19 protein-coding genes are annotated in these 20,865 nt (G+C 71.9%); 6 read left to right on the top strand and 13 right to left on the bottom strand.

Going from position 1 to position 20,865, the window contains the following annotated elements:
• Positions 1-218: 218 nt before the first annotated feature.
• The 3 genes from O7597_RS19130 to O7597_RS19120 all read right to left on the bottom strand — a co-directional run bounded on the left by O7597_RS19130 (position 219) and on the right by O7597_RS19120 (position 2,562).
• Complete coding sequence (locus O7597_RS19130; protein ID WP_269739372.1) at positions 219-461, bottom strand: type II toxin-antitoxin system RelE/ParE family toxin; 243 nt, start codon at positions 459-461, stop codon at positions 219-221.
• Positions 458-757, bottom strand: coding sequence for a type II toxin-antitoxin system Phd/YefM family antitoxin (locus O7597_RS19125; RefSeq protein ID WP_102661059.1), 300 nt, complete (start codon positions 755-757; stop codon positions 458-460). Before O7597_RS19125 ends, O7597_RS19130 begins: the two co-directional genes overlap by 4 nt.
• Positions 758-885: 128 nt before the next feature.
• Positions 886-2,562: a hypothetical protein gene (locus O7597_RS19120; RefSeq protein WP_281580308.1), complete on the bottom strand. Its 1,677-nt coding sequence runs from the start codon at positions 2,560-2,562 to the stop codon at positions 886-888.
• A 244-nt stretch (positions 2,563-2,806) separates the two neighbouring features.
• Between O7597_RS19120 and O7597_RS19115 the strand changes: the two genes are divergently transcribed.
• Positions 2,807-3,649, top strand: coding sequence for a YhjD/YihY/BrkB family envelope integrity protein (locus O7597_RS19115; RefSeq protein WP_269739374.1), 843 nt, complete (start codon positions 2,807-2,809; stop codon positions 3,647-3,649).
• Here O7597_RS19115 and O7597_RS19110 read toward each other — a convergent pair.
• Positions 3,619-4,785 carry an alkaline phosphatase PhoX gene (locus tag O7597_RS19110; protein ID WP_281580307.1) on the bottom strand — a complete coding sequence of 389 codons (1,167 nt, stop codon included), beginning with the start codon at positions 4,783-4,785 and terminating at the stop codon, positions 3,619-3,621. The two genes, O7597_RS19115 and O7597_RS19110, sit on opposite strands and share 31 nt — an antisense overlap.
• A gap of 222 nt (positions 4,786-5,007) precedes the next feature.
• Here O7597_RS19110 and O7597_RS19105 point away from each other — a divergent pair, with 222 nt between their 5' ends.
• On the top strand, positions 5,008-6,591 hold the full coding sequence (locus tag O7597_RS19105) for an NAD(P)/FAD-dependent oxidoreductase (RefSeq protein ID WP_281580306.1): 1,584 nt from the start codon (positions 5,008-5,010) through the stop codon (positions 6,589-6,591).
• Positions 6,592-6,636: 45 nt separating this feature from the next.
• Here O7597_RS19105 and O7597_RS19100 read toward each other — a convergent pair whose 3' ends face one another.
• On the bottom strand, positions 6,637-8,220 hold the full coding sequence (locus tag O7597_RS19100; protein WP_281580305.1) for a Rieske 2Fe-2S domain-containing protein: 1,584 nt from the start codon (positions 8,218-8,220) through the stop codon (positions 6,637-6,639).
• A gap of 190 nt (positions 8,221-8,410) precedes the next feature.
• Here O7597_RS19100 and O7597_RS19095 point away from each other — a divergent pair, with 190 nt between their 5' ends.
• On the top strand, positions 8,411-8,632 hold the full coding sequence (locus O7597_RS19095; RefSeq protein WP_093401678.1) for a DUF2631 domain-containing protein: 222 nt from the start codon (positions 8,411-8,413) through the stop codon (positions 8,630-8,632).
• A gap of 172 nt (positions 8,633-8,804) precedes the next feature.
• Here O7597_RS19095 and O7597_RS19090 read toward each other — a convergent pair whose 3' ends face one another.
• From O7597_RS19090 to O7597_RS19055, 8 genes are all read right to left on the bottom strand, one after another.
• On the bottom strand, positions 8,805-9,914 hold the full coding sequence (locus O7597_RS19090) for a DivIVA domain-containing protein (protein WP_281580304.1): 1,110 nt from the start codon (positions 9,912-9,914) through the stop codon (positions 8,805-8,807).
• Positions 9,915-9,945: 31 nt separating this feature from the next.
• Positions 9,946-11,097 (bottom strand): 23S rRNA (adenine(2503)-C(2))-methyltransferase RlmN, encoded by a 1,152-nt coding sequence (rlmN, locus tag O7597_RS19085; protein ID WP_269739379.1) that lies wholly within the window; start codon positions 11,095-11,097, stop codon positions 9,946-9,948.
• A gap of 104 nt (positions 11,098-11,201) precedes the next feature.
• Positions 11,202-12,488: a phosphatidate cytidylyltransferase gene (locus O7597_RS19080; RefSeq protein WP_164445698.1), complete on the bottom strand. Its 1,287-nt coding sequence runs from the start codon at positions 12,486-12,488 to the stop codon at positions 11,202-11,204.
• A 279-nt stretch (positions 12,489-12,767) separates the two neighbouring features.
• Positions 12,768-13,325, bottom strand: coding sequence for a ribosome recycling factor (gene frr / locus O7597_RS19075; RefSeq protein ID WP_093402027.1), 558 nt, complete (start codon positions 13,323-13,325; stop codon positions 12,768-12,770).
• 80 nt (positions 13,326-13,405) lie between these two features.
• Positions 13,406-14,173, bottom strand: coding sequence for a UMP kinase (pyrH, locus tag O7597_RS19070; RefSeq protein ID WP_093401681.1), 768 nt, complete (start codon positions 14,171-14,173; stop codon positions 13,406-13,408).
• A 156-nt stretch (positions 14,174-14,329) separates the two neighbouring features.
• Positions 14,330-15,157 carry a translation elongation factor Ts gene (gene tsf, locus O7597_RS19065; protein WP_281580303.1) on the bottom strand — a complete coding sequence of 276 codons (828 nt, stop codon included), beginning with the start codon at positions 15,155-15,157 and terminating at the stop codon, positions 14,330-14,332.
• A gap of 133 nt (positions 15,158-15,290) precedes the next feature.
• A complete protein-coding gene (gene rpsB, locus O7597_RS19060; RefSeq protein WP_281566455.1) occupies positions 15,291-16,163 on the bottom strand; it encodes a 30S ribosomal protein S2 in 873 nt (290 codons plus the stop codon).
• A 332-nt stretch (positions 16,164-16,495) separates the two neighbouring features.
• A complete protein-coding gene (locus O7597_RS19055) occupies positions 16,496-17,428 on the bottom strand; it encodes a hypothetical protein (protein WP_269739383.1) in 933 nt (310 codons plus the stop codon).
• 180 nt (positions 17,429-17,608) lie between these two features.
• On the opposite strand from O7597_RS19055, the gene O7597_RS19050 reads away from it, so the two are divergent.
• The 3 genes from O7597_RS19050 (at position 17,609) to O7597_RS19040 (ending at position 20,830) form a co-directional block, all read left to right on the top strand.
• Positions 17,609-17,971 (top strand): YraN family protein, encoded by a 363-nt coding sequence (locus tag O7597_RS19050; protein WP_269739384.1) that lies wholly within the window; start codon positions 17,609-17,611, stop codon positions 17,969-17,971.
• A gap of 76 nt (positions 17,972-18,047) precedes the next feature.
• Positions 18,048-19,565 carry a YifB family Mg chelatase-like AAA ATPase gene (locus O7597_RS19045; protein WP_269739385.1) on the top strand — a complete coding sequence of 506 codons (1,518 nt, stop codon included), beginning with the start codon at positions 18,048-18,050 and terminating at the stop codon, positions 19,563-19,565.
• Positions 19,562-20,830, top strand: coding sequence for a DNA-processing protein DprA (locus O7597_RS19040; protein WP_269739386.1), 1,269 nt, complete (start codon positions 19,562-19,564; stop codon positions 20,828-20,830). Before O7597_RS19045 ends, O7597_RS19040 begins: the two co-directional genes overlap by 4 nt.
• Positions 20,831-20,865: the final 35 nt, after the last annotated feature.

Below are 20,865 nucleotides of genomic sequence, written 5' to 3'. Positions count from 1 at the left end.
AGCCGCCGCCAAGGTGCTGCGCGGCCTTTAGCTGCACCGGCCAGCGCCGCCGCCGTCTCGGACGCCATCAACGCCACCGACAGACCCGACGGGTCGGAGTGGGTGACCGGATTGTTGTGGGCGTACGTGAAGCCGTTGTTCTGTAGCGGGTCGGTCAGGGCCGCTGACCCTCAACCATCAGCTCGTCGCGGTCGAGACAGTTCGCCAGCTCCAACGGCCTACGAGTAAACGTCCTTGCGATGCCCGACATCGTGGATGGTGAGTTCGTCGTCGTCTAGCCGGTAAAGGACCCGGTAGTCACCGACCCGCAGACGACGCCCAGATCCGTCGCGCATCTCGGTCGAGTTCTGCGGCGCAGGATCGGCGACCAAGCCGAGGATCGCACTCAGGACGGTCAAGAAAACGTTGCGAGGTTGCTTGTGCAGCCAGACCAGCACGTCCCGGTCGATCTGAACCTTCACGCCGCCGCACCGCCGGCCCGGTCAGCCAGCAGCGCCTCCACCTCGCGAGGATCGACCCCAAGCGATTCCAAAGCTGCCGACAGCGGCACGAACTGACCCTCGGCACGGGAACGGGCGATCACCGCCGAGTCCCGGCGGTCCCGAAACGCCTCGATCTCCTCCCACTCGTCGATGCCGATCAGGACAGCCACGGGCCGCTCGTACTTGGTGATGATCACCGGCTCACCGGTGCGCTCGATCCCCTCCAGCACCCGACCCACGCCATCGCGAAACTCCCGCAGCGTAATCCTCGCCATGTACCGCACTGTACCACGCGGTACCATTCCAACGCCCACAGCATGCCTCCGCCGCCACCTTCGACACCCGCAGGCGACGCGGCCCATCCCGGCGACGGCCCGGGCACCCTGGACCGTCGAGTACCCGATCAGGCGGTTCGCGGCGCGTCACCAGTCTCCGGCCACGGTGGGTCGGGTGGCGTCCACGGCGGTGTGCCTGCCGATGAGGATCCTCGCCCCGGCACCCGGCGTACGGCGTAGCGGATGGCCCACGGGATGCCGACAACCATCACCACCATCGCGACGATCGGCACGGCGACCACCGCCACGCGTTGCGGTGGCCAGCCGGTCAGCAGACGCAGCAGCAACGGCAGCGGCACCATCGCCCCGGCGACAATGCCCGCGACACAGATCCGGCCGGCCACGGCCTGCGACGGCGCCGTGACGTTGGCGACGAGCACCGCGACGCCCGCCGGCACCGCCGTCATGCCCACGATCAGCGCCACCACGAGAACCGATCCCACCCCGTCGTCCGAGTTTGCGCCACGCAGTGCGTAGGGTACGTAGACGCCGAGCGCCACGAGGCCGAGCGCGCCACCGACGGCGGCGAGTGGGATCACGAACCAGCCGTACCGCCGCGTCAGCAACGTGGCGCAGCCGGCAAGCACCACCAGGCTTCCCACCACGACCGACAGCGGAACGGCGACCCGCCAGCCGACGGTGACGGTCGCCTCCGCGACACCCGGGATCGGTGTCGCGGGTTGCTGCTGGCGGAAGCTGTCACCGGCAAGCGTGCCGAAACCGATGCGCTCCCAGCGGCCGGCGGTGTCGCGGCGGGCGAAACCGTCCCGGCCGTTCGCCACCAGCACGACCACTCCACCGCCCGGCTGATCCCGGACCAGCAGTGCGCGGGACGACAGGTACTCCTGCACGTCACGCATACCGGGTATCGCCGTTGCCAGTCGCTGCCGAGCGTCCTCGTCGACCTGCCAGGCGACGCGCCAGTTGGCCCCACCGTCCCGGCTCTCCTGCACCGCCAGGCGGCGCGGCACGATCCGGAAGCAGTGCCCCGGGTCCCGCGCCGAACAGTCCTCCCCCGACGCGGCCGGTGGCGGCTGCTTGGAGAACAGCTCGTAGCCGCCCTCCGGCAGCTCCGAGAACGTCGGTCCGTCGTCCGCGCCGACCCACCACGTGTAGGGCTCCCGGGAGTCGTGATAGGCGTTGCCGATGCCGGCCACGGCGACGTCCCGCCACTCGTACAGGGCGACAGCGTCGTCGTACCGGGGAGCGGAGGTGGCCGCGACACCCAGCCCGGCGATCGGCAGCACCACCAGCACCGCCACCATCCGCAGCCACCGCGCCAGACTCGGGCGGGCCACCGCCGAACGCCACGTCCACCAGGCCAGGGCCAGCGCCGGCAACGCCAGCAGGTCCGTGCCGTCGGCCAGGATCACCGACGGTCCGTCCACCACGCCCCACACCGCGGACGCCGTGGCCGCCCCCTCCGGAGTGGCCTTCGCCGCCGTGAATCCCACCCCAACGACGAAAATCGAGACGGCCGCCAGCAGGTGGCTCGGCGTTCGGCCAGATCCGGGACCAGCAATCCTGACCGTATGCCGCAGCACCGGCAGTCGACCGCACCCGGCCAGCAGCAGCGCCAGCACGACGGCCAGCAACGGTGGTGCCATCACCAACCCGGCGACGTCGCTGAGCTTTCCCGTCAACCAGCCGGGATAGGCCGCCTTGAGCACCTGGTCGTTGAGGATCAACAGCGCGGTGGCCGCCACCGTCACCGGATGGATCAGCCAGGTCAGGAAGCTGTCCATCGCCCTGTCACTCGAACGGCCCACGCCTGGTCCATGCTGCTGCGACGTGCCCATGCCTCCCCCGTGATGCTGCGAGCGCCTGCGCCTTCACGGTCGACCCTGCTGGTAACACTCCAGCCTCACCCGAGCCTCAAACCCGCATCCATGCCGATCTGTCCAGCACCTCGCGGACACCCCTGGCGCTCGTCCGGCAACACGGGTGACAGGACGGTTGCCGAAGGGGATCACGGGGAAATGGAGCGCGATGGGCGGTGCGTGGGAGCGGACGAAGCGGATCAGCAGTGGGGCTTTCCGCCCCGTCCGTGGCCGGGATCTGTCACTGCACGCCGCCGCGATCACGTTCTACGGGGCGATCGCCGTGGTGCCGGTGGCGCTGCTGGCGATCTGGCTCACCTCGCTGCTGGCGGGGGCGTCCCAGGTCCGCCGGCTCACCGGGTACGCGGTGGAGGCGCTGCCGGACGCGATCGGTGCCCCGCACGCGGTGGCCGTGCTGGTCGAGGCCGGGGTCGGTCTGACGCCGTGGCTGGCCCTGGCCTCGCTGCTGCCGGCGTCGCTGTACGGCGAAGGGCTGCGCCGGGCGTTCGTGTCGGTCGCCGCGCCCCGTTCCGACGAACACCTCGTCGGTTGGCGGGGCCGGTTGCTGCTGCTGCCGCTGCTGGCACCGGCCCCGGCGCTGCTGCTGTCGATCCTGCTGGCCCTGCCGACCACCACCGGGCTGGTCCGGCGCGGTGGTTGGGCCGGTGTGCTGGGGGTGGTGCTGTCGTTCCTGGCGGTGTGGCTGGTGCTCACGCCGGTGCTGATGTGGGTCTTCCGGGTGGTCGGCCCGGCCTCGCCGGACTGGCTCGCCACGCTGGGGATGGGCTCCTTCACCGCGGCGAACCTGTCCGGCTTCCTGCACGGTTTCGTGCTCTTCGCCTCGTTGCCACTCGACCTGGGCGTGCCCTTCGGTGGGCTCGACGAGGTGGGTGCCGCCGTGGCGATCCTGCTCTGGCTCTACCTGTTCCACGTGATCGTGCTGGCCGGTTACTCCGCCACGCTGGCCCTGTCCGCCTGGCGTCAGCGGCGGAAGGGGCCGGTGACCTCGTAGGTGATGCCGCCGGAGCCGGTCGAGTTGCCGCTGGTGCCGCGCTGGGAGGAGAAGTAGAGGCGGGAGCCGTCGGGGCTGAACGCGGGACCGGTGATCTCCGAGGAGGACTGGCCGTCGATCCGCAGGAACGGGGCGACCACGCCGGCCGGGGTGATCACGCAGACCTCCATGTTGCCGCCGTCCTCGGCCACGTAGAGGTCCCCGCCCGCGGTACCGGTGATGTTGTCGACGCCGGTCAGCGGCGCGGTGCCGGCCGGCACCAGCGAGTCGTCGTACGCCAGGTCGATGCGCTGGTTGACCGCGTCGTACGCCCACACCCGGTTGTCGCCCTTGGTGGTGAACCAGCAGGTGCCCCGGTCGTACCAGCAGCCCTCGCCACCGTCGAAGTGCTTCGCCGCGCCGACCTGGAAGCGGGTCGGGATCGGGAAACCGTCCCGGTCCGGAATGTTCTGCCAGGTCACCGGGCCGGAGGTGGCGTTGGCCGGCGCGCACAGCACCTGCACCTGACCGGTGCGCAGATCCCCCCAGGTGTCGGGGACGAAGCGGTAGAAGCAGCCGTCGCTCTCGTCCTCGGTCAGGTAGATCACCCGGCGGTCCGGGTCGCAGGCCGCCGCCTCGTGGGTGAACCGGCCCATCCGGGTACGCTCCTCGGCGCCGCGGCTGCCGTCGGGCCAGGTCTCGAAGACCCGCCCCAGCGGCACCTCCTCGCAGGACAGCCAGGTGCCCCACGGGGTGGCTCCACCGGCGCAGTTGACGTTGGTGCCGCCGAGGATGCGGTACGCGGTGGCGATCGACCCGTCGGCGCGGAACCGCACCGCGGAGGCCCCACCGATCAGCGGCACCTCCGAGTTCGAGACGTAGATCCACCCGTCACCGGCCGGGAAACAGGCACCACCGTCCGGCGCCCAGTGCCAGACGTACGAGGTGCCGGCGACCCGCTGACCCGAGCGGGCGATGACCCGGCTGCTGAAGCCGGCGGGCAGGTGGATGCCGTTGGCGTCGGCGGCCAGCAGGCCCCCGTACGGGCCGGGGCCGGGTTGGGCGGGTGCGGCCAGCGCGGCACCGGCCCAGAGGCTGCCGGAGAAGGCGGCGGCACCGCCGGCGACGGCGGCACGCAGCACGGTACGACGATCCATCAGGGGAACCTCCCAGGGGTGGCGGGGGCGGGCCCCACCCACGCTAGGTACCCCACCCCATCGACAAAACCCACTCCCCCATGAACACCAACCAAACCCTCAACCCCTGTTGATCATGAGGTTGGCGGCACTCCCGGAGATCGACAGCGCCGCCAACCTCATGATCAACAGGGGTGCGGCGGGGTGGGGAGGGGTTAGGGTGCGGGGATGGTGGGTGGTGGGATGCCCGGGCGGGCTGACGTGGTGGTCGTGGGGGCGGGGCACAACGGGTTGGTGTCGGCGATCCTGCTGGCGCGGGCCGGGCTGGACGTGCTGGTGCTGGAGGCCGCCGAGGTGATCGGTGGGGCGACGCGCACCGAGAACCCGTTCCCGAAGGTGCCCGAACTGCGTCACTCCACCGGGTCGTACCTGCTCGGGCTGATGCCGCCGGAGCTGCTGGCCGCGCTCGACGTGCGGATCCCGGTGCTGCGCCGCGACCCGCACTACTTCCTGCCCACCCCCGGTGGGGTCGGCTCGCCGTACCTGCTCTTCGGCACCGACCCGGAGGCCACCCGGGCGCAGCTCGCCGAGTTCTTCTCCCCCGCCGACGCCGCCGCCGACGAGGCGTTGCAGGCCGAGCTGGCCGCATTGCGCGAGGACCTCGCCCCGGCCTGGCTGGCCGAACCGCTCGGCGTCGAGGAGACCGCCGACCGCTACGTCCGTCCCGCGTTGCGCCAGGTCTTCGTCGACCTGGCACGCGGCTCCGTCGCCGACTACCTGGCCCGCTTCGACTTCCGCTCCGAGCTGCTGGTCAGCATGTACGCGGTCACCGACGGCCTGTCCGGGCTCAACGCCGGCCCCGACGACCCCGGCACCGGGCACAACTTCCTGGTGCACAACATGTGCCGGCTGCCCGGTTCGGGCGGCACCTGGATGATCGCCGAAGGCGGCATGGGTACCGTCTCGCGGATCTTCGCCGACGCGGCCCGGGCCTCCGGCGCGCGGATCGTCACGGGTGCCCCGGTCGCCGCGATCACCCTCGACGGAGGTGCCGCCCGGAGCGTGGTGCTCGCCGACGGCCGCCAGGTCGACGCCGAGGTGGTGCTCGGCGCCTGCGACCCGTACCGGCTGATGGAGCTGCTGCCCGACGGCGCGCTGCCGACCACGCTCAGCGAACGGATGGCGGCGGTCCGGCGCACCGGCAGCACCCTCAAGCTGAACCTGGCGCTGCGCGGGCTGCCCCGCTTCTCCTGCCTGCCCGAGGGCGCACCGAGCCCGTTCGGCTCCACCATCCACCTGCTGCCCGGCTCGGCGACGCTGGCCGGCGGCACCGGCGAGTCACCGATGGCGGCGCTGCGCGCCATGTGGGCCGACGTGCGGGCCGGGCAACTGCCGGCGGAGCCGACGATCGAGTGGTACCTGCACACCACCGTCGACCCGTCGCTGGCCGACCCGGCCGGGCACCACTCGTCGGCGCTGTTCGTCCAGTCGGTGCCGTACGAGTTGGCCGGCACCAACTGGGACGCCGAACTGCCCGGTTACGTCGACAAGCTGATCGGAATCTGCGAGCGCTACGCGCCCGGCACCGGCGACCTGATCGCCGACGCGGTGCCGCTGCCGCCACCCGGCATCGAGACGCACTTCGGCATCACCGGAGGCCACATCCACCACGTCGACAACACCGTCTCGTTCGCCGACCGGATGCCCTACGCCACCGGCGTCGACGGGGTGTACGCGGGCAGCGCCGGCTGCCACCCGGCCGGCAGCGTCATCGGTGCCGCCGGCCACAACGCCGCCCAGCGCATCCTCGCCGACCTCGGTCGGTAGGCGAGGCGTCGGCGTCCCCGGCCGGGGACGCCGAGGCGGACGGGCTCAGCTCGCCGGTGGGGCGGCCTCCGCGACCGCGACCTCCTCGCCGACCCGGTGGGCGCGGACCTTGTGGCCGACGCTGGTCAGGCAGCGCCCGCTGGGCAGGTCGAACCGCCAGCCGTGCAGCTGACAGGTGAGCTGGTCGCCGTCGACGATGCCGAACCGGCTCAGGTCCGCCTTCAGGTGCGGGCAGCGCCGCTGCACCACCCAGTCGCCGAGGGTGATGTCCTCGGCGTCGACGGCCCGCTCGTGCTCGTCGTACCAGCCCTCGGCGTACTGGAGGCGCTCGGTGGACAGGCACTTGAAGAAGGCGTAGACGAACTCGTTGTACTGCCCGATCCGGGCGGCCGAGAAGCGGCAGGACAGGAAGAGCGAGTTGACCCAGTCGACCTCGCCGATGTGCAGCAGGTGCTCCACCAGCGCCCGCTCGGTACGGAACCGGTAGCGCACCTTCTCGTCGGCGTACGGCCGCACCTGCTTGCCGGGGAAGTCGACCACGATGGATTCGATGCTCTCACCGTCGTAGCCGACCAGGTCGAAGCGGACCGGACCGCCGACCCCCTTGGCCAGGTAGATCGACTCGTCGAGCAGCGGTTCGACGCGCCGCTTCAGCTCCTTGAGCACGTCGACCTCGGGGTGCCGCCAGGACGCCTTCTCCGCCTCGATGATCGGCCGCTTGCGTTCGCGCATCTCCTCCAGGTGGGCGACCTTGTTGGCGAAGAACTCCTCCACCGGCACCGGGTGGGTGGTCGTGGCCCCGGTGGTGGTGACCTCGGTGACGCTGCCGGGCAGCAGCACGATGCCGTTGGTGCCGCCGACCTTGGCGTACTCGGACAGGAAGACCGACTGGTCGGGGAAGATGTTCCCCTCGTCGCCGAAGATGTCGTTGAACTGCCAGAGCTCGTCGTCGAGGAAGCACGGCGGGCCGGCGATCGGGAAGACGTGGTCGGCCTTCAGATCGTCGATGTAACGCCAGGTGCGGTCGAACTGCCGGTCCCGCTTCTGCTTGCCGAACGCGGTCTTCGCCGCGCTGGGCAGCTCGTAGACCATCGGATACCAGATGGCGCCGGAGAACTGCAGCAGGTGCGCGTGCACGTGACCCAGCTCGGCGAAGGTGCTCAGGTCGGTCGGGCGGGCGTCGTTCTGGTTGAGCAGCCGGACGCCGTCGTACTCCACCCAGAGCGAGGAGTCACCGATCGGACCGTCGGTCGGGCTGGTCAACGCCTGGATCATGATCTTCAGGCCGCCGTCCAGCTCGACGACCTCCTCGTTGCGGGTCTTCAGGAACTTCGTGAAGCCCAGCGCGCGGAACTCGTCCTCCATCTCGGAGGTGGGGAACTCGGGCAGCAGCACGGTCGCCTTCTTCGACACGTACCGCTTGAGGTGCGCCGCGTCGAAGTGGTCCCGGTGCAGGTGGGACACGTACAGGTAGTCGACGTCGCCGAGGGCCTCCCAGTCGAGCTGGGAGTTGTCGGGGAACGGGAACCAGGAGGCGAAGTAGGCCGGATTGACCCACGGGTCGCACAGGATGCTGCCCGCGGCCGTGTCGATCCGCATGCTCGCGTGCCCCGTACCGGTCACTCGCACCGCAGTTCCCCCTCAAAACGACAATCAAGGTGTACGCCCCAGAACGCTACCGGAGGCAGTCTGGTCGTCGCCCCGCGACGCCGGTAGTGCCCTTCCACCCACCGGAGCGGGGCCCATCGGCCCTGGCCGGAAACCGTCCCGAGGGACGTGCCAGACTAGCCGGAGATCCGTTCGCGAGGAAGGACCGACAGTGGCAGGCAGCGAGCCGGTAACGTCGCCAGACCAGCACAAGCCCGGGCACCGTAAGGCCGGGCGGATCGGCGCGGTGCTCACCGCGTTCGCGCTGCTGGCCATGCTCTGCGGCAACCACGAAGGCCGGGTCGAGAACCTCTGGCTGATCGGTCTGGCCGCGCTGCTGCTGCTCATCGTGATCGGTGACGTGGTGCTGCGCCGCAACGGCCTGCGCTCCTGACGATTCCGGCGACCCGCGACCGTCCGCGGCTGAGCGACCGGACCGCACGCGTTCCGCGGCACCCGTTACCCGGAGACGTCGGACGACCTCGGCCCACCGCCGTCACCCGCCCGAACGAGCGAACGGGCCCGGCTCCGGTCTCCGGAGGCGGGCCCGTCCGCGTTGGTGCCGCTCAGCGGCCGAAGAGGATGTCCTGCACGTTCTTCAGCGCGGCGTCGACCTCGGCCTCGAAGTAGCCGCCCTGCACCAGTCCGAAGCGCAGCGTGTCCAGATCCTTCGGGTTCACCGGCATCTGGTTGCGCCCGGCCATCCCGCCGAGCAGCGACTCGAAGAACCGGTCCACCTGGTCCGGGTCGTACCCGCTGCCGAAGCGACGGACCTGGAAGCTGCGGCGGATCTGGTCCACCCGGTAGAGGTCGCTGCCGGGCGGGCCGGCCATCGGTGGCCCACCCATCGAGGGACCGGCCATCGCGGGCGGACCGCCCATTGCCGGGGGGCCGCCCATCGGAGGGCCGCCGAGCGCCTGCTGCGGCAGGCCGGGAGGCCCGGCCGGGCCGCGCCGCGGGTCCCGGTCCGGCAGCCTGATCTCGGCGGTCATGTCGGTACGGCCGTGCCGACCCGCCTCGAACCCGTCGAAGCGCTGGTCGTCCGGGGGGCCGTAGCCACCGGGGCCGTCCGGCGGACCGTAGCCGCCCGGCGCGTCCGGCGGACCGTAGCCGCCGGGGCCGGCGGGCAGACCACGCGGCGGGGGCCCGCCGTGGCCCATGCCGCCGGGCGGGCCCATCGGCGCACCCGGACCCATCGGCGCGGCCGCCCCGCGCGGGCCGTCGTAGCCACCCCGGGGTGCGTTGTCGTACCCGCCGGCGAAGGCACCCGTCGGCTCGTCGTAGCGGCCGTAGGGAGGCCCGGCCTGTGCCGGCATCGCCCGGGGTGGCATCGGCGGCTGCGGCACCGGGGACATGCCGCGGTCCTCCCGCATGCCGGGGCCCATCCGGTCCATCGGGCCCATCCGGCCGTCGCCGCGACCGGACATGCCGCCGCGCTCCTCCAACTCCGCCAGCTGCCGTTCGACCCGGTCGAGGTGCAGGTCCACCTGCCACTCGTCATAGCCGTTGAAACGAACCCGGAAGACGACGTCGTGGACTTCCTGCGAGGCCACCGGCGCTCCGACCGGCTGCCCGGCGAGTGTCGCCTCGACCCGGTCCAGGAAGGCGTCCACCTCGTCAACCTTGTATCCCCGGCGGAGCGCCTTACGCCGGAAACGCTGACCCTGACTCGCCACTATGTCTCCTGGTCTCGTTCGCCACGCCCGGTCACTCCGTCATCTCCCCGGCCGGGTCGGTGCCACTGTCCTCCGCGGCGGCCAGCTGCCCACATGCCCCGTCGATCTCGCGACCTCGGGTGTCCCGCACCGTGGTGGACACCCCGGCGTCGCGCAACCGCCGGACGAACTCCCGCTCGACCGGCTTCGGGCTGGCGTCCCAGCGGCTGCCCGGAGTCGGGTTCAGCGGGATCAGGTTCACGTGGGCCAACTTGCCGGCCAGCAGCCGGCCGAGCAGGTCAGCTCGCCACGGCTGGTCGTTCACGTCCTTGATCATCGCGTACTCGATCGACACACGACGGCCCGTGCGGGCCGCATAGGCCCAGGCTGCGTCCAGCACCTCGCACACCTTCCAGCGCTGGTTGACCGGCACGAGTTCGTCGCGCAGCTCATCATCGGGGGCATGCAGCGACAACGCAAGAGTCACCGAGAGGTCTTCGCTGGCCAGTCGGTGGATGGCCGGGACCAGCCCGACCGTGGAAACGGTGATGTGCCGCTGCGACAGACCCAGCCCCTCGGGCGCCGGCGCGACCAGGCGACGGATCGCGCCGATCACCCGGTTGTAGTTCGCCAGCGGCTCACCCATCCCCATGAAGACCACGTGCGACAGCCTCGGCGGCGACCCGGCGACCTTGCCGGCGGCGGCCACGCCCGCCAGGTACACCGCCTGGTCGACGATCTCGGCGGTGGAGAGGTTGCGGGTCAGGCCGGCCTGACCGGTCGCGCAGAACGGGCACGCCATGCCACATCCGGCCTGGCTGGAGATGCACACGGTGACCCGGTCCGGGTAGCCCATCAGCACGCTCTCCACCAGCGAGCCGTCGTGCAGCCGCCACAACGCCTTGCGGGTCGCGCCGTCGTCGCAGGCCAGCTCGCGTACCGGGGTGAGCAGTCGGGGCAGCAGCTGGTCGGCCAGGCGGTCGCGGGACGACGCCGGCAGGTCGGTCATCTGCGCGGGGTCGCGGACCAGCCGGCCGAAGTAGTGGGTGGAGATCTGTCGGGCCCGGAACGCCGACTCGCCCAGCTTCGTGACCAGGTCCTTGCGGCCGGCGAGGTCGAGGTCGGCGAGGTGTTGCGGTGGCATCGCCGCCCGGCGCGCGCCAGGCGCGTCCGGGTCGACCGGGATCAGGGGAAGACTCGTCATGGCACGTCCAGTCTGGCACGCCCGGCCCGGAACACGCCCCCGCGGAGGCGCCGGATCCGCTCCCGCCTCGTCCGCCTCCCGGTTCCGCCGCCGTGGGCCATGCCTCAGTTCACCGCCGGGACGAAGACCACGAGCAGCAGGTACGCCGTGGGCACCGCGAACAGGACGGAGTCGAGCCGGTCCATCAGGCCGCCGTGCCCGGGCAGCAGGTTGCTCATGTCCTTCACACCGAGATCTCGCTTGATCATTGACTCGGCGAGGTCACCGAGGACCGCGGCGCCCGAGATCGCCACCCCGAACACGGCGCCCCACCAGGGCGCCACGTCGAACAACAGCCAGAGCAGCACGGCACTGCCCAGGGCCGCCGCGCCGACCGAGCCGGCGAAACCCTCCCAGGACTTCTTCGGGCTGATCGTCGGTGCCATCGGCCGCTTACCGAAGTTGGCGCCGGCCGCGTAGCCCCCGGTGTCGGAGAGCACCACCGCGACCAGCGTCACCAGCACCCGCAGCGCACCGTCACCGGGAGACGACGCGAGCAGGGCGGCGAAGCCGCCGAGGAAGGGCACGTACACCGAGATCAGAGTCGCCGCGGTCATGTCCCGCCGGAGGTTGGCCGTACCGTCGCCGAGCCGCCAGACCAGGGTGCCCGCCACGGTGACCAGCAGGCCGAGCAGGAGCGCGTCCAGCCCGGCGAACCAGGCCAGGGTCACGGTGAGCACCCCACCGGCGACCAGCGGCACCAACGGCACCTCGGCGCCGCCACGGCGTACCGCGCGGGACATCTCCCAAATGCCGACGCCGAACGCCGCGACGAGCACCAGCAGGAACGCCGGGGTGTAGAGGAACAGTGGCAGCAGCACCGCCGCGCCCAGGCACACCCCGACCGAGATGGCCGCCGGCAGGTTCCGCCCCGCCCGGCTCGCGCCCTGCTGGGTGGCCGGCCGACCGGCACCGGCCCGACGCCGGCCCCGGTGGCGCCGACCCGGACCGTCCGTCCCGTCGGGCTCCGGCGTCCCGAGGTCCGCGTTCCCGGGTGGAACGGCGGCGAGCTGGGTGGTCGGCGCGTCGTCGTGCTCCCGCACGGGCGTCAACTGGGTGGTGGGTGCCTCGTCGTGGTCCCGACCGGCACCGACCCGCACCGGCGCGATCTGTGCAGTGGGTGCGTCACCGTGGTCCAGGTCGCGGGGTGCGCCGCGCCCGTTCGGTGGCTGGTCCCAGCCGCCGGGTCCGCGCCCGTTTCGGTTCTCCGGAGCGGGCCGGTCGCCGCCGTACCGGCCACGGCCCCACGGACCGGGTTCGACGTCCGGATCCGGCCAGGGCAGCGAGGTGGGTCGGTCCGGGCGATCCCAGTCACGGGCCTCGGCGCCGCCGTAGGGGTCGAGGTGGGACATCACGCACCAGGGGGGAGCGGTACGAGATCCACCACTTGACGCACAGCCACTACCATCCCCTACCCGCGCGAGGCGCTCCGTCTATGTGCCGGCCTGTCGGCTGGCCGATCCCCACCGTTCACCGTCGGGTCACCGGGAATCGTGCCGAGCCTACTGCACCCGCCCGCCCGGCAGGACGTACCGGTGCCCGCTCCCGCAGCCTTGATCATGAAGTTGTCACCACGCCACGCCGGTGGCAAGGGCGACAACTTCATGATCAAGCAGGTGGTGACCTCGGCGTCAGACTTCCAGGAGCTCGGACTCCTTGTGCTTGACCAACTCGTCGACGTGCGAGACGTAGCGCTGGGTCAGGTCGTCGAGCTCCTTCTCGGCGCGGCGGCCCTCGTCCTCGCCGACCTCGCCGTCCTTGACGAGCCGGTCCAGCTCCTCCTTGCCCTTGCGGCGGATGTTGCGGATGGCGACCTTCGCCTCCTCACCCTTGTGCCGGGCCACCTTGATCATGTCCCGGCGGCGCTCCTCGGTCATCTGCGGGAGCAGGATGCGCAGTTGGTTGCCCTCGTTGTTCGGGTTGACCCCGAGGTCCGAGTCCCGGATCGCCTTCTCCATCGCATTGATCTGCGAGTTGTCGTACGGCTTGATGATGGCCATCCGCGGCTCAGGAACGGCCACCGACGCCATCTGCGTCAGCGGGGTCGGGCTGCCGTAGTAGTCGATGATGACCTTGGAGAACATGGCCGGAGTGGCGCGACCGGTGCGGATGGCGCCGAACTCCTCCTTGGCGTGCTCGACCGCACGCTCCATCTTCTCCTCGGCCTCGAGGAGGGTGTCGTCGATCACCGGTCTCCTCGCCTCCTTCTTGTGCTCGTCGTGGGCTTGTCGGGTCACCGGGACCGCCGAGATCGCCGTCGGCGGTCGGCTCAGGTGGTGATCAGCGTGCCGATCTTGTCGCCACCCACGGCCCGGACGATGGTGTCGTCGCCCTGCGCGCCGAAGACCAGCATCGGCAGGCCGTTCTCCATGCAGAGGCTGAAGGCTGCCGCGTCGGCGACCCGGAGGTTGCGACGCAGCACCTCGGAGAAGGTGATCGAGTCGAACTTGCTGGCGGTCGGATCGATCCGGGGATCGGCCGTGTAGACGCCGTCCACGCCGTTCTTGCTCATCAGCACGACGTCCGCGTGGATCTCCAGTGCGCGCTGGGCGGCGACCGTGTCGGTGGAGAAGTACGGCATGCCCGCGCCGGCGCCGAAGATGACCACCCGGCCCTTCTCCAGGTGCCGGATCGCCCGCAGCGGGATGTACGGCTCGGCCACCTGGGCCATCGTGATGGCGCTCTGCACCCGGGTCTCGATGCCCTCCTTCTCCAGGAAGTCCTGGAGGGCCAGGCAGTTCATGACCGTGCCGAGCATGCCCATGTAGTCGGCCCGGGCCCGGTCCATGCCCCGCTTCTGCAACTCGGCGCCCCGGAAGAAGTTGCCGCCGCCGACCACCACGGAGACCTGCACACCCCGGCGCACCACGGTGGCGATCTGCCGGGCGATGGCCTGCACGACGTCCGGATCGACACCGATCGCGCCGCCACCGAACACCTCGCCGGACAGCTTCAACACCACCCGCCGGGCCCGGCCGGGCGGTGGTGCCGTCGGATCGTCCGCCGCCAACGTCCGGTCACTCACAACCTGCGTCATCCGCCCGTCCTTCCCCCACTGGCGCGCTCAGGTGCGCGTACCTGCCGCTGCCGACCTTATGGGACGAGGAGGCCGCGGTGTGTGTCGCGTACACCGGCGGCCTCCTCGTCTCGTCGTTGCTCCCAGCCCACGGGGCGCGGTACGCCCCGAGCCGGCTCAGGCCTGGCCGACCTCGAACCGCACGAAACCGGTGACCTCGATGCCCGCCTCGGCCAGCACCTGCTTCACCGTCTTCTTGTTGTCGGTCACCGAGGACTGCTCCAGCAGGACGAAGTCCTTGAAGAAGGAGTTGACCCGGCCCTCGACGATCTTCGGCAGCGCGGCCTCGGGCTTGTTCTCCTCGCGGGCGGTCTGCTCGGCGATGCGCCGCTCGGACTCGACGACCTCGGCCGGCACCTCGTCGCGGGTGAGGTACTGCGGCCGCATCGCGGCGATCTGCATCGCCGCGCCGCGCGCATCGGCGTCGCCCGCCTCGTCGGCCTTGCCGGTGTACTGCACCAGCACGCCGACCGCCGGGGGCAGGTCCTGCGCCTTGCGGTGCAGGTAGACCGCGACGTTGCCGTCGAGCTTGGCGAACCGGTTGAGCACCAGCTTTTCGCCGATCTTGGCGGACTGCTCCTGGACCAGGTCGGCGACGGTGCGGCCGTCGATCTCGGTAGCGAGCAGCTCCGCTGCGTTGCCGACGCCGGCCCGCTCGCCGTGCTCGACGAGCTGCTGCGCCAGCGCGATGAAGTTGTCGTTCTTGGCGACGAAGTCGGTCTCGCAGTTGAGTTCGAGCAGCGCCTTGCCGGAGTGCGCAACCAGACCGTTCGCAGCGGTCCGGCCGGCCCGCTTGCCGACGTCCTTGGCGCCCTTGACGCGCAGGATCTCGACGGCCTTGTCGAAGTCGCCCTCGGCCTCGGTCAGCGCCTTCTTGCTGTCCATCATGCCGGCGCCGGTCAGGTCGCGGAGCTTCTTGACGTCCGCGGCGGTGATCTGGGACATGGCTCTCTCTTCGGTGTTGAGACTGCGTGGAATGGTCTGAGGTGACGATTACCCGGTTCCGAGAGGTTCGTGCCCGGTCTACCTGCCGCCGGTCACCGTCCGTGGAACGGGCGGTGACCGGACGGCGGTACGGTCACTGGCCGGAGACGGCGGCCGGCTGCTCGGCCGCGGGCTGCTCGGCGGCCGGCTGCTCAGCGGCCGGCTGCTGCTCGTCGGCCTTCTTCGGCTCCTCGAGCAGCTCGCGCTCCCACTCGGCCAGCGGCTCGTCGGTGGCGACACCCGCTTCCGGCTTCTCGTCGCCGCCCCGGCGACGACCGGAGCGGGCGATCAGGCCATCGGCCACGGCGGCGGCGACGACCTTGGTCAGCAGCTCGGCCGAGCGGATCGCGTCGTCGTTACCCGGGATCGGGAAGTCGACCTCGTCCGGGTCGCAGTTGGTGTCGAGCACGGCGATCACCGGGATGCCCAGCTTGCGGGCCTCGTCGACGGCGATGTGCTCCTTCTTGGTGTCGACCACCCAGACCGCGGCCGGGAGCTTCTGCATGTCCCGCAGGCCGCCCAGGGTGCGGGTCAGCTTGATCTTCTCGCGGGAGAGCTGCAGGGTCTCCTTCTTGGTGTAGCCGGCGGCGGTGCCGCTGAGGTCACCGAGGGCCTCCAGCTCCTTCATCCGCTGCAGCCGCTTGTACACCGTCTGGAAGTTGGTGAGCATGCCGCCGAGCCAGCGGTGGTTGACGTACGGCTGGCCGACGCGGGTCGCCTGCTCGGCGATCGCCTCCTGCGCCTGCTTCTTCGTGCCGACGAACAGGATGCTGCCGCCCTCGGCCACCGTGTTGCGCACGAAGTCGTACGCCTTCTCGATGTAGTCGAGGGTCTGGCGCAGGTCGATGATGTAGATGCCGTTGCGCTCGGTGAAGATGAAACGCTTCATCTTCGGGTTCCACCGCCGGGTCTGGTGCCCGAAGTGAACACCACTCTCCAGCAGCTGACGCATGGTCACGACGGCCATGATTCGTACTCCTTGCGGTCCCTGGTTGTCCCGCCCGGCCGGCGGCCGGGCGTCCTGGTGCCCGGTCGTCGACCATGGTGGGCCCGACCGGGGTCGGGACCAGGGAGGCCGCCGCCGCACGACGACTCGTGAGGAGGGCACGCGAGGTCGACCGCACGAGGCGGTCGCCGGTTGACCAGTGTACGCGCTCTCCCGACCGTGCCACGCCCGGGTGCGGTGAGACTCCGCTCCACGGCGGCCGACCCGGGTGCCGCCACCGGCGGCCAGGCCACCGGCCGCCGCCGGCTACGTCCCGCCGCCTCGGCGACGCGCAGCCGGTGGCCCGACCATCCTCAGCCGGCGGCGAGCGCGGCCACCAGGAAGAGCGCCAGGCCGACCGTGAGGTAGGCCGTCGGCGGTCGCAGCCAGCCCCGGGCGCCGTCGATCAGCGAGAACCCGGTCGTCCGCAGCCCGTAGAGGCCGGCCGCGAAGATCGGCAGCCCACAGACCAGAAACGTGCCGGCCAGCACGTCCCCGGCGGCAACCGGATCGGCGGTCGCGCCGTGCAGCAGCACCCGCGCCGCCGGCACCTCGAAGATCACGACCAGCGCCGCGAAGAGCACCGCGAGCACCGGCCGCCGCGTCCGGTAGACACCGTCCCCGGCCGGCACCCCTGGCTGGACGCCGCCCGTCGGGTGACCAGATGTCGGGTGACCGAGGATCGGGTGACCCGCTGCCGGATGGCCAGCCGGGTGACCGGTCACGGCGTCGGCGGGACCGGGCGGGGCCTCGCCCACCGGCGGTTCCGTCCGGGGTGCCACCGACGGCACCGGACCGGTCGGCTGTTCCAGCGGGTTGGTCGCCTCCGGGCCGCGCTTGGCCTCGACGATCGGGTATCCGGCCAGCACGGCGCGGGTCGGATCCGTGGACAACGGCGCTCCGCCGCTGGTCGGGCCCACCTCGTAAGCGGCACGCCGGCCCGGGCGGTCGACCGGCAGTTCACCGGAGACGTCCGGTCCCGCCGGTTCCGTTCGGCGGGAACGCGACGCCCGGTAGCGCTCGGGCTCCCCCGCCACGTCGCCGAGCGGGTCCGTCAGTGCCGCCCGCCGCGGTGAGCCGTACCGGTCGTCGTCGTCACCGCGCTGCTCGGGTACCGCGCGGGGCTCGTCGCCGGGGTGGCGCCCCTCTCCCGCCGGACGCCACTGCGGGTCGGTGTAGCCACGGTCATGGTCGCCCGGATACCAGCGGGGCTCCTGGTCGTCGGCGAAACTGCGTCGTCCGTCCACGCCCGGCACCGTATGCGACAGGCGGTTGGTACGCCATTCGACCCCGCACCTGACCAGCCCAAAAAGGTCGCGCTAGCACATCCGGGGCATGATCGTCCGGTCGTCCACAACACCCTCGGTCGTCCACAGGCCACCACGGCGGGGTCGCCGCGAGTCCCGGCCCGGAGCAGTGTGCCGGTCATGACCAAGCGGAACCAGGCGATCGGCGGTTACGGGGAACGCTGCGCCGTGCGGCACCTCATCGAGGAGGGACTACGCCCGGTGGCCCGCAACTGGCGCTGCCGCACCGGAGAGATCGACATCATCGCCTGGGACGGGCCGGTGCTCGCCTTCTGCGAGGTGAAGACGCGGCGGACCGCCACCTTCGGCAGCCCCGCCGAGGCGGTGGTGCCGCGCAAGGCCCGCCGGCTGCGGGGGCTTGCGGCCGCCTGGCTCGCCGCCACCGGCACCACCGCCGACGAGGTGCGCTTCGACGTCATCTCGGTACTGCTGCCCCGCCTCGGCCGGGCGCGGGTCGAGCACGTCAAGGACGCCTTCCGGTGAGCGGGCGCAGCGGCCGGACCGGTCGGCCCGGTGCGTTGGGGCCGTGTCGCGGCACCGCAAGCGCCGAGGTGACGCGGTGAGTTACGCCCGGGTGCTCTGCGTCGGTCTGGTCGGAGTGACCGGGCAGCTGGTGGAGGTGGAGGTGGACCTCGCCGCCGGCCTGCCCGGAGTGGCGATCTCCGGCCTGCCCGACACCGCCCTGCACGAGGCGCGCGACCGGGTCCGGGCCGCGTTGGTCAACTCCGGCCAACGGTGGCCGAACCGCCGGATCACCCTCAACCTGCTACCGGCCACCCTGCCCAAATTCGGTTCGGCGTTCGACCTGGCGATCGCGGTGGCGCTGCTCGGCGGCTCCGGCGAGCTTCCGCTGCTGCCGCTGGACGGCGTGGCGGTGCTCGGGGAGCTGGGCCTGGACGGCACCGTGCGACCGGTCCGGGGCGTACTGCCGATGGTCGCCGCGGCGGCGAAGGCCGGCATCCGGCGGGTGATCGTCCCGGCCGGCAACACCGCCGAGGCGGCGGTCGTGCCCGGCCTGCTGGTCCGCGGCGTCGACACCCTGCACCGGCTGGTCGCCTTCGTCCGCGACGGCCGACCGCTGATCGAGCCACCGGTCGACGCTCCGCCGCCGCCCGCACCCGGGCCCGACCTGGCCGAGGTGGCCGGGCAGGGGCTGGGTCGACGGGCGCTGGAGATCGCCGCGGCCGGTGGGCACCACCTGGCGCTGATCGGGCCTCCGGGAGCGGGCAAGACGATGCTCGCCGAACGCCTGCCGTCGATCCTGCCGGAACTGGACGACGAAGCGGCCCTGGAGGTCACCGCCCTGCACTCGATCGCCGGCCTGTTGCCGGCGGGTGGCCGGTTGATCCGGCGTCCGCCGTTCCAGGCACCTCATCACACCGCGACCGTCCCCTCGATCGTCGGTGGCGGATCCGGGCTGGCCCGCCCCGGTGCGATCTCGCTCGCCCACCGGGGGGTACTGCTGATGGACGAGGCACCGGAGTTCAGCAAGGCCGCGCTGGAGGCGCTGCGTCAGCCGTTGGAGCACGGCCGGGTGCTGTTGACCCGTAGCCGGGGCAGCGCCGAATATCCGGCCCGCGCCCAGCTGGTCCTCGCGGCCAACCCGTGTCCGTGTGCGAACCCGGCCGGCGACGACCGCTGCGAGTGTGCCCCGCAGGCCCGCCGTCGTTACCTCGGCCGGCTCTCCGGTCCGCTGCTCGACCGGATCGATCTCCAGGTGCGGCTGCCTCCGATGCGCGCCGCCGAGCTGATGGAGTCGACCAGTCACGAATCCTCCACGGTGGTCGCCGGGCGGGTGGTGGCGGCGCGTGCGGCGGCGGCCGCACGTTGGGCACCGCTGGGTCGGCGGCTCAACGCCGAGATACCCGGCCCGCAGCTACGTCGGGCGCCGTGGCGGCTGCCCGGCCGCGTCACCGCCGATCTGCGGGCCCGGCTCGACTCCGGTTCGCTCTCCGCCCGTGGCTTCGACCGGGTCGTCCGACTCGCCTGGACGATCGCCGACCTCGACGGGCGGGCCCGGCCGGACGCAGGAGACGTCGGCGAGGCCATCACGCTCAGGACGGGAGAGGGCACATGAGCAGCCATGAGGAGTTGACCCTGGCACGGGTGGCGTTGACCTGGCTGGCCGAGCCGGGCACCCGGTCGGTGCACGCGCTGGTCGACGAGTTCGGCCCGGTGGGCGCGCTGGACCTGCTGCTGGACGGCGGAGCACCCCAGCAGGCGCTGCGCGAGTCGGTGGCGGCGCGCAGCCGGGGTGGTGACGCCAGGGTGATCGCCGCCACGGCCCTGCACCGCGCCGAGCGCCTCGGTGTCCGGGTCGTCATCCCCGGCGACGACGAATGGCCGGCGACGGTGGAACAGCTGCGTACGCTCCGCCTGTCCGACACCCGCCGCCGGGTGGATGTCGAGACCGCACCGCCGCTCTGCTTCTGGGTACGCGGCTCGTGGCCACTGGCGGAGGCGCTGGACCGGTCCGTGGCGGTGGTCGGGTCTCGGGCCGCCACGGCGTACGGCACCCACGTCGCGACCGATCTGGGTTACGGCCTGGCCGACCGGGACTGGACCGTCGTCTCCGGCGGCGCGTTCGGCATCGACGCCGCCGCGCACCGTGGGGCGCTGAACGCCGGTGGGCGCACTGTCGCGGTGCTCGCCTGCGGGGTGGACCGCGCGTACCCGATGGGCAACGCGGCGCTGTTCGACCGGATCGCCGACACCGGTCTGCTGGTCAGCGAGTGGCCGCCCGGCGCCGAGCCGCTGCGTCCCCGTTTCCTCATCCGCAACCGGGTGATCGCGGCGGGCACCCGGGGCACGGTGCTGGTCGAGGCCGCGGCCCGCAGCGGCGCCACGCAGACCACCCGACGGGCCATCGCCCTGGGTCGACCGGCGATGGTGGTGCCGGGCCCGGTCACGTCGGCCATGTCGGTCGGTGCCCACGAGATGCTTCGGGAGCACCCGGAGGCGCGACTGGTGACCGGCCTGGCCCACGTGCTGGAGGAGGTGGGTCGGATCGGCGAGTTGGCCCCGGTGCCGCGCGGGCCCCAACGCCCCACCGACCTGCTCGACGACGACGCCCGGTCGATCGTGGAGGCGATGCCGCGACGCGGTCGTGTCGATGTGGACGGCCTCGCCGTGCGGGCGGGTCTTGCCGTTCGCACGGTGCTGCGCAAACTACCGCTGTTGGAGGAGTTGGCCCTGGTGGTACGCCGGGAGGGCGGCTACGCCCTGGTCCCGCCGGGCCGACCGAGCACGCCGGCCCAGCCCGGCCCGAGCACGCCGGCCCAGCGCGGCCCGGTCGCGCCGGTCAGCAGGCCGATCGGCGGTGACGTCCCACCTTCCGCCTGATCAAGGGGTGCCGTCTGGCGGGCCACCTGTTCGCC

This window comes from Verrucosispora sp. WMMC514 (assembly GCF_027497295.1).
Classification (GTDB): domain Bacteria; phylum Actinomycetota; class Actinomycetes; order Mycobacteriales; family Micromonosporaceae; genus Micromonospora; species Micromonospora palythoicola.
The sequence above is the reverse complement of the archived record's forward strand: the minus strand, read 5'-3'. Positions and strand labels throughout refer to the sequence as shown.

Coding starts and splice junctions, on each gene's coding strand:
- O7597_RS19050 (WP_269739384.1), top strand. CDS start 17,609: ATGACCAAGCGGAACCAGGCGATCGGCGGTTACGGGGAACGCTGCGCC.
- O7597_RS19110 (WP_281580307.1), bottom strand. CDS start 4,785: ATGGATCGTCGTACCGTGCTGCGTGCCGCCGTCGCCGGCGGTGCCGCC.
- O7597_RS19120 (WP_281580308.1), bottom strand. CDS start 2,562: ATGGACAGCTTCCTGACCTGGCTGATCCATCCGGTGACGGTGGCGGCC.
- tsf (WP_281580303.1), bottom strand. CDS start 15,157: ATGTCCCAGATCACCGCCGCGGACGTCAAGAAGCTCCGCGACCTGACC.
- rpsB (WP_281566455.1), bottom strand. CDS start 16,163: ATGGCCGTCGTGACCATGCGTCAGCTGCTGGAGAGTGGTGTTCACTTC.
- pyrH (WP_093401681.1), bottom strand. CDS start 14,173: ATGACGCAGGTTGTGAGTGACCGGACGTTGGCGGCGGACGATCCGACG.
- O7597_RS19115 (WP_269739374.1), top strand. CDS start 2,807: ATGGGCGGTGCGTGGGAGCGGACGAAGCGGATCAGCAGTGGGGCTTTC.
- rlmN (WP_269739379.1), bottom strand. CDS start 11,097: ATGACGAGTCTTCCCCTGATCCCGGTCGACCCGGACGCGCCTGGCGCG.
- O7597_RS19105 (WP_281580306.1), top strand. CDS start 5,008: ATGCCCGGGCGGGCTGACGTGGTGGTCGTGGGGGCGGGGCACAACGGG.
- O7597_RS19040 (WP_269739386.1), top strand. CDS start 19,562: ATGAGCAGCCATGAGGAGTTGACCCTGGCACGGGTGGCGTTGACCTGG.
- O7597_RS19125 (WP_102661059.1), bottom strand. CDS start 757: ATGGCGAGGATTACGCTGCGGGAGTTTCGCGATGGCGTGGGTCGGGTG.
- O7597_RS19080 (WP_164445698.1), bottom strand. CDS start 12,488: ATGTCCCACCTCGACCCCTACGGCGGCGCCGAGGCCCGTGACTGGGAT.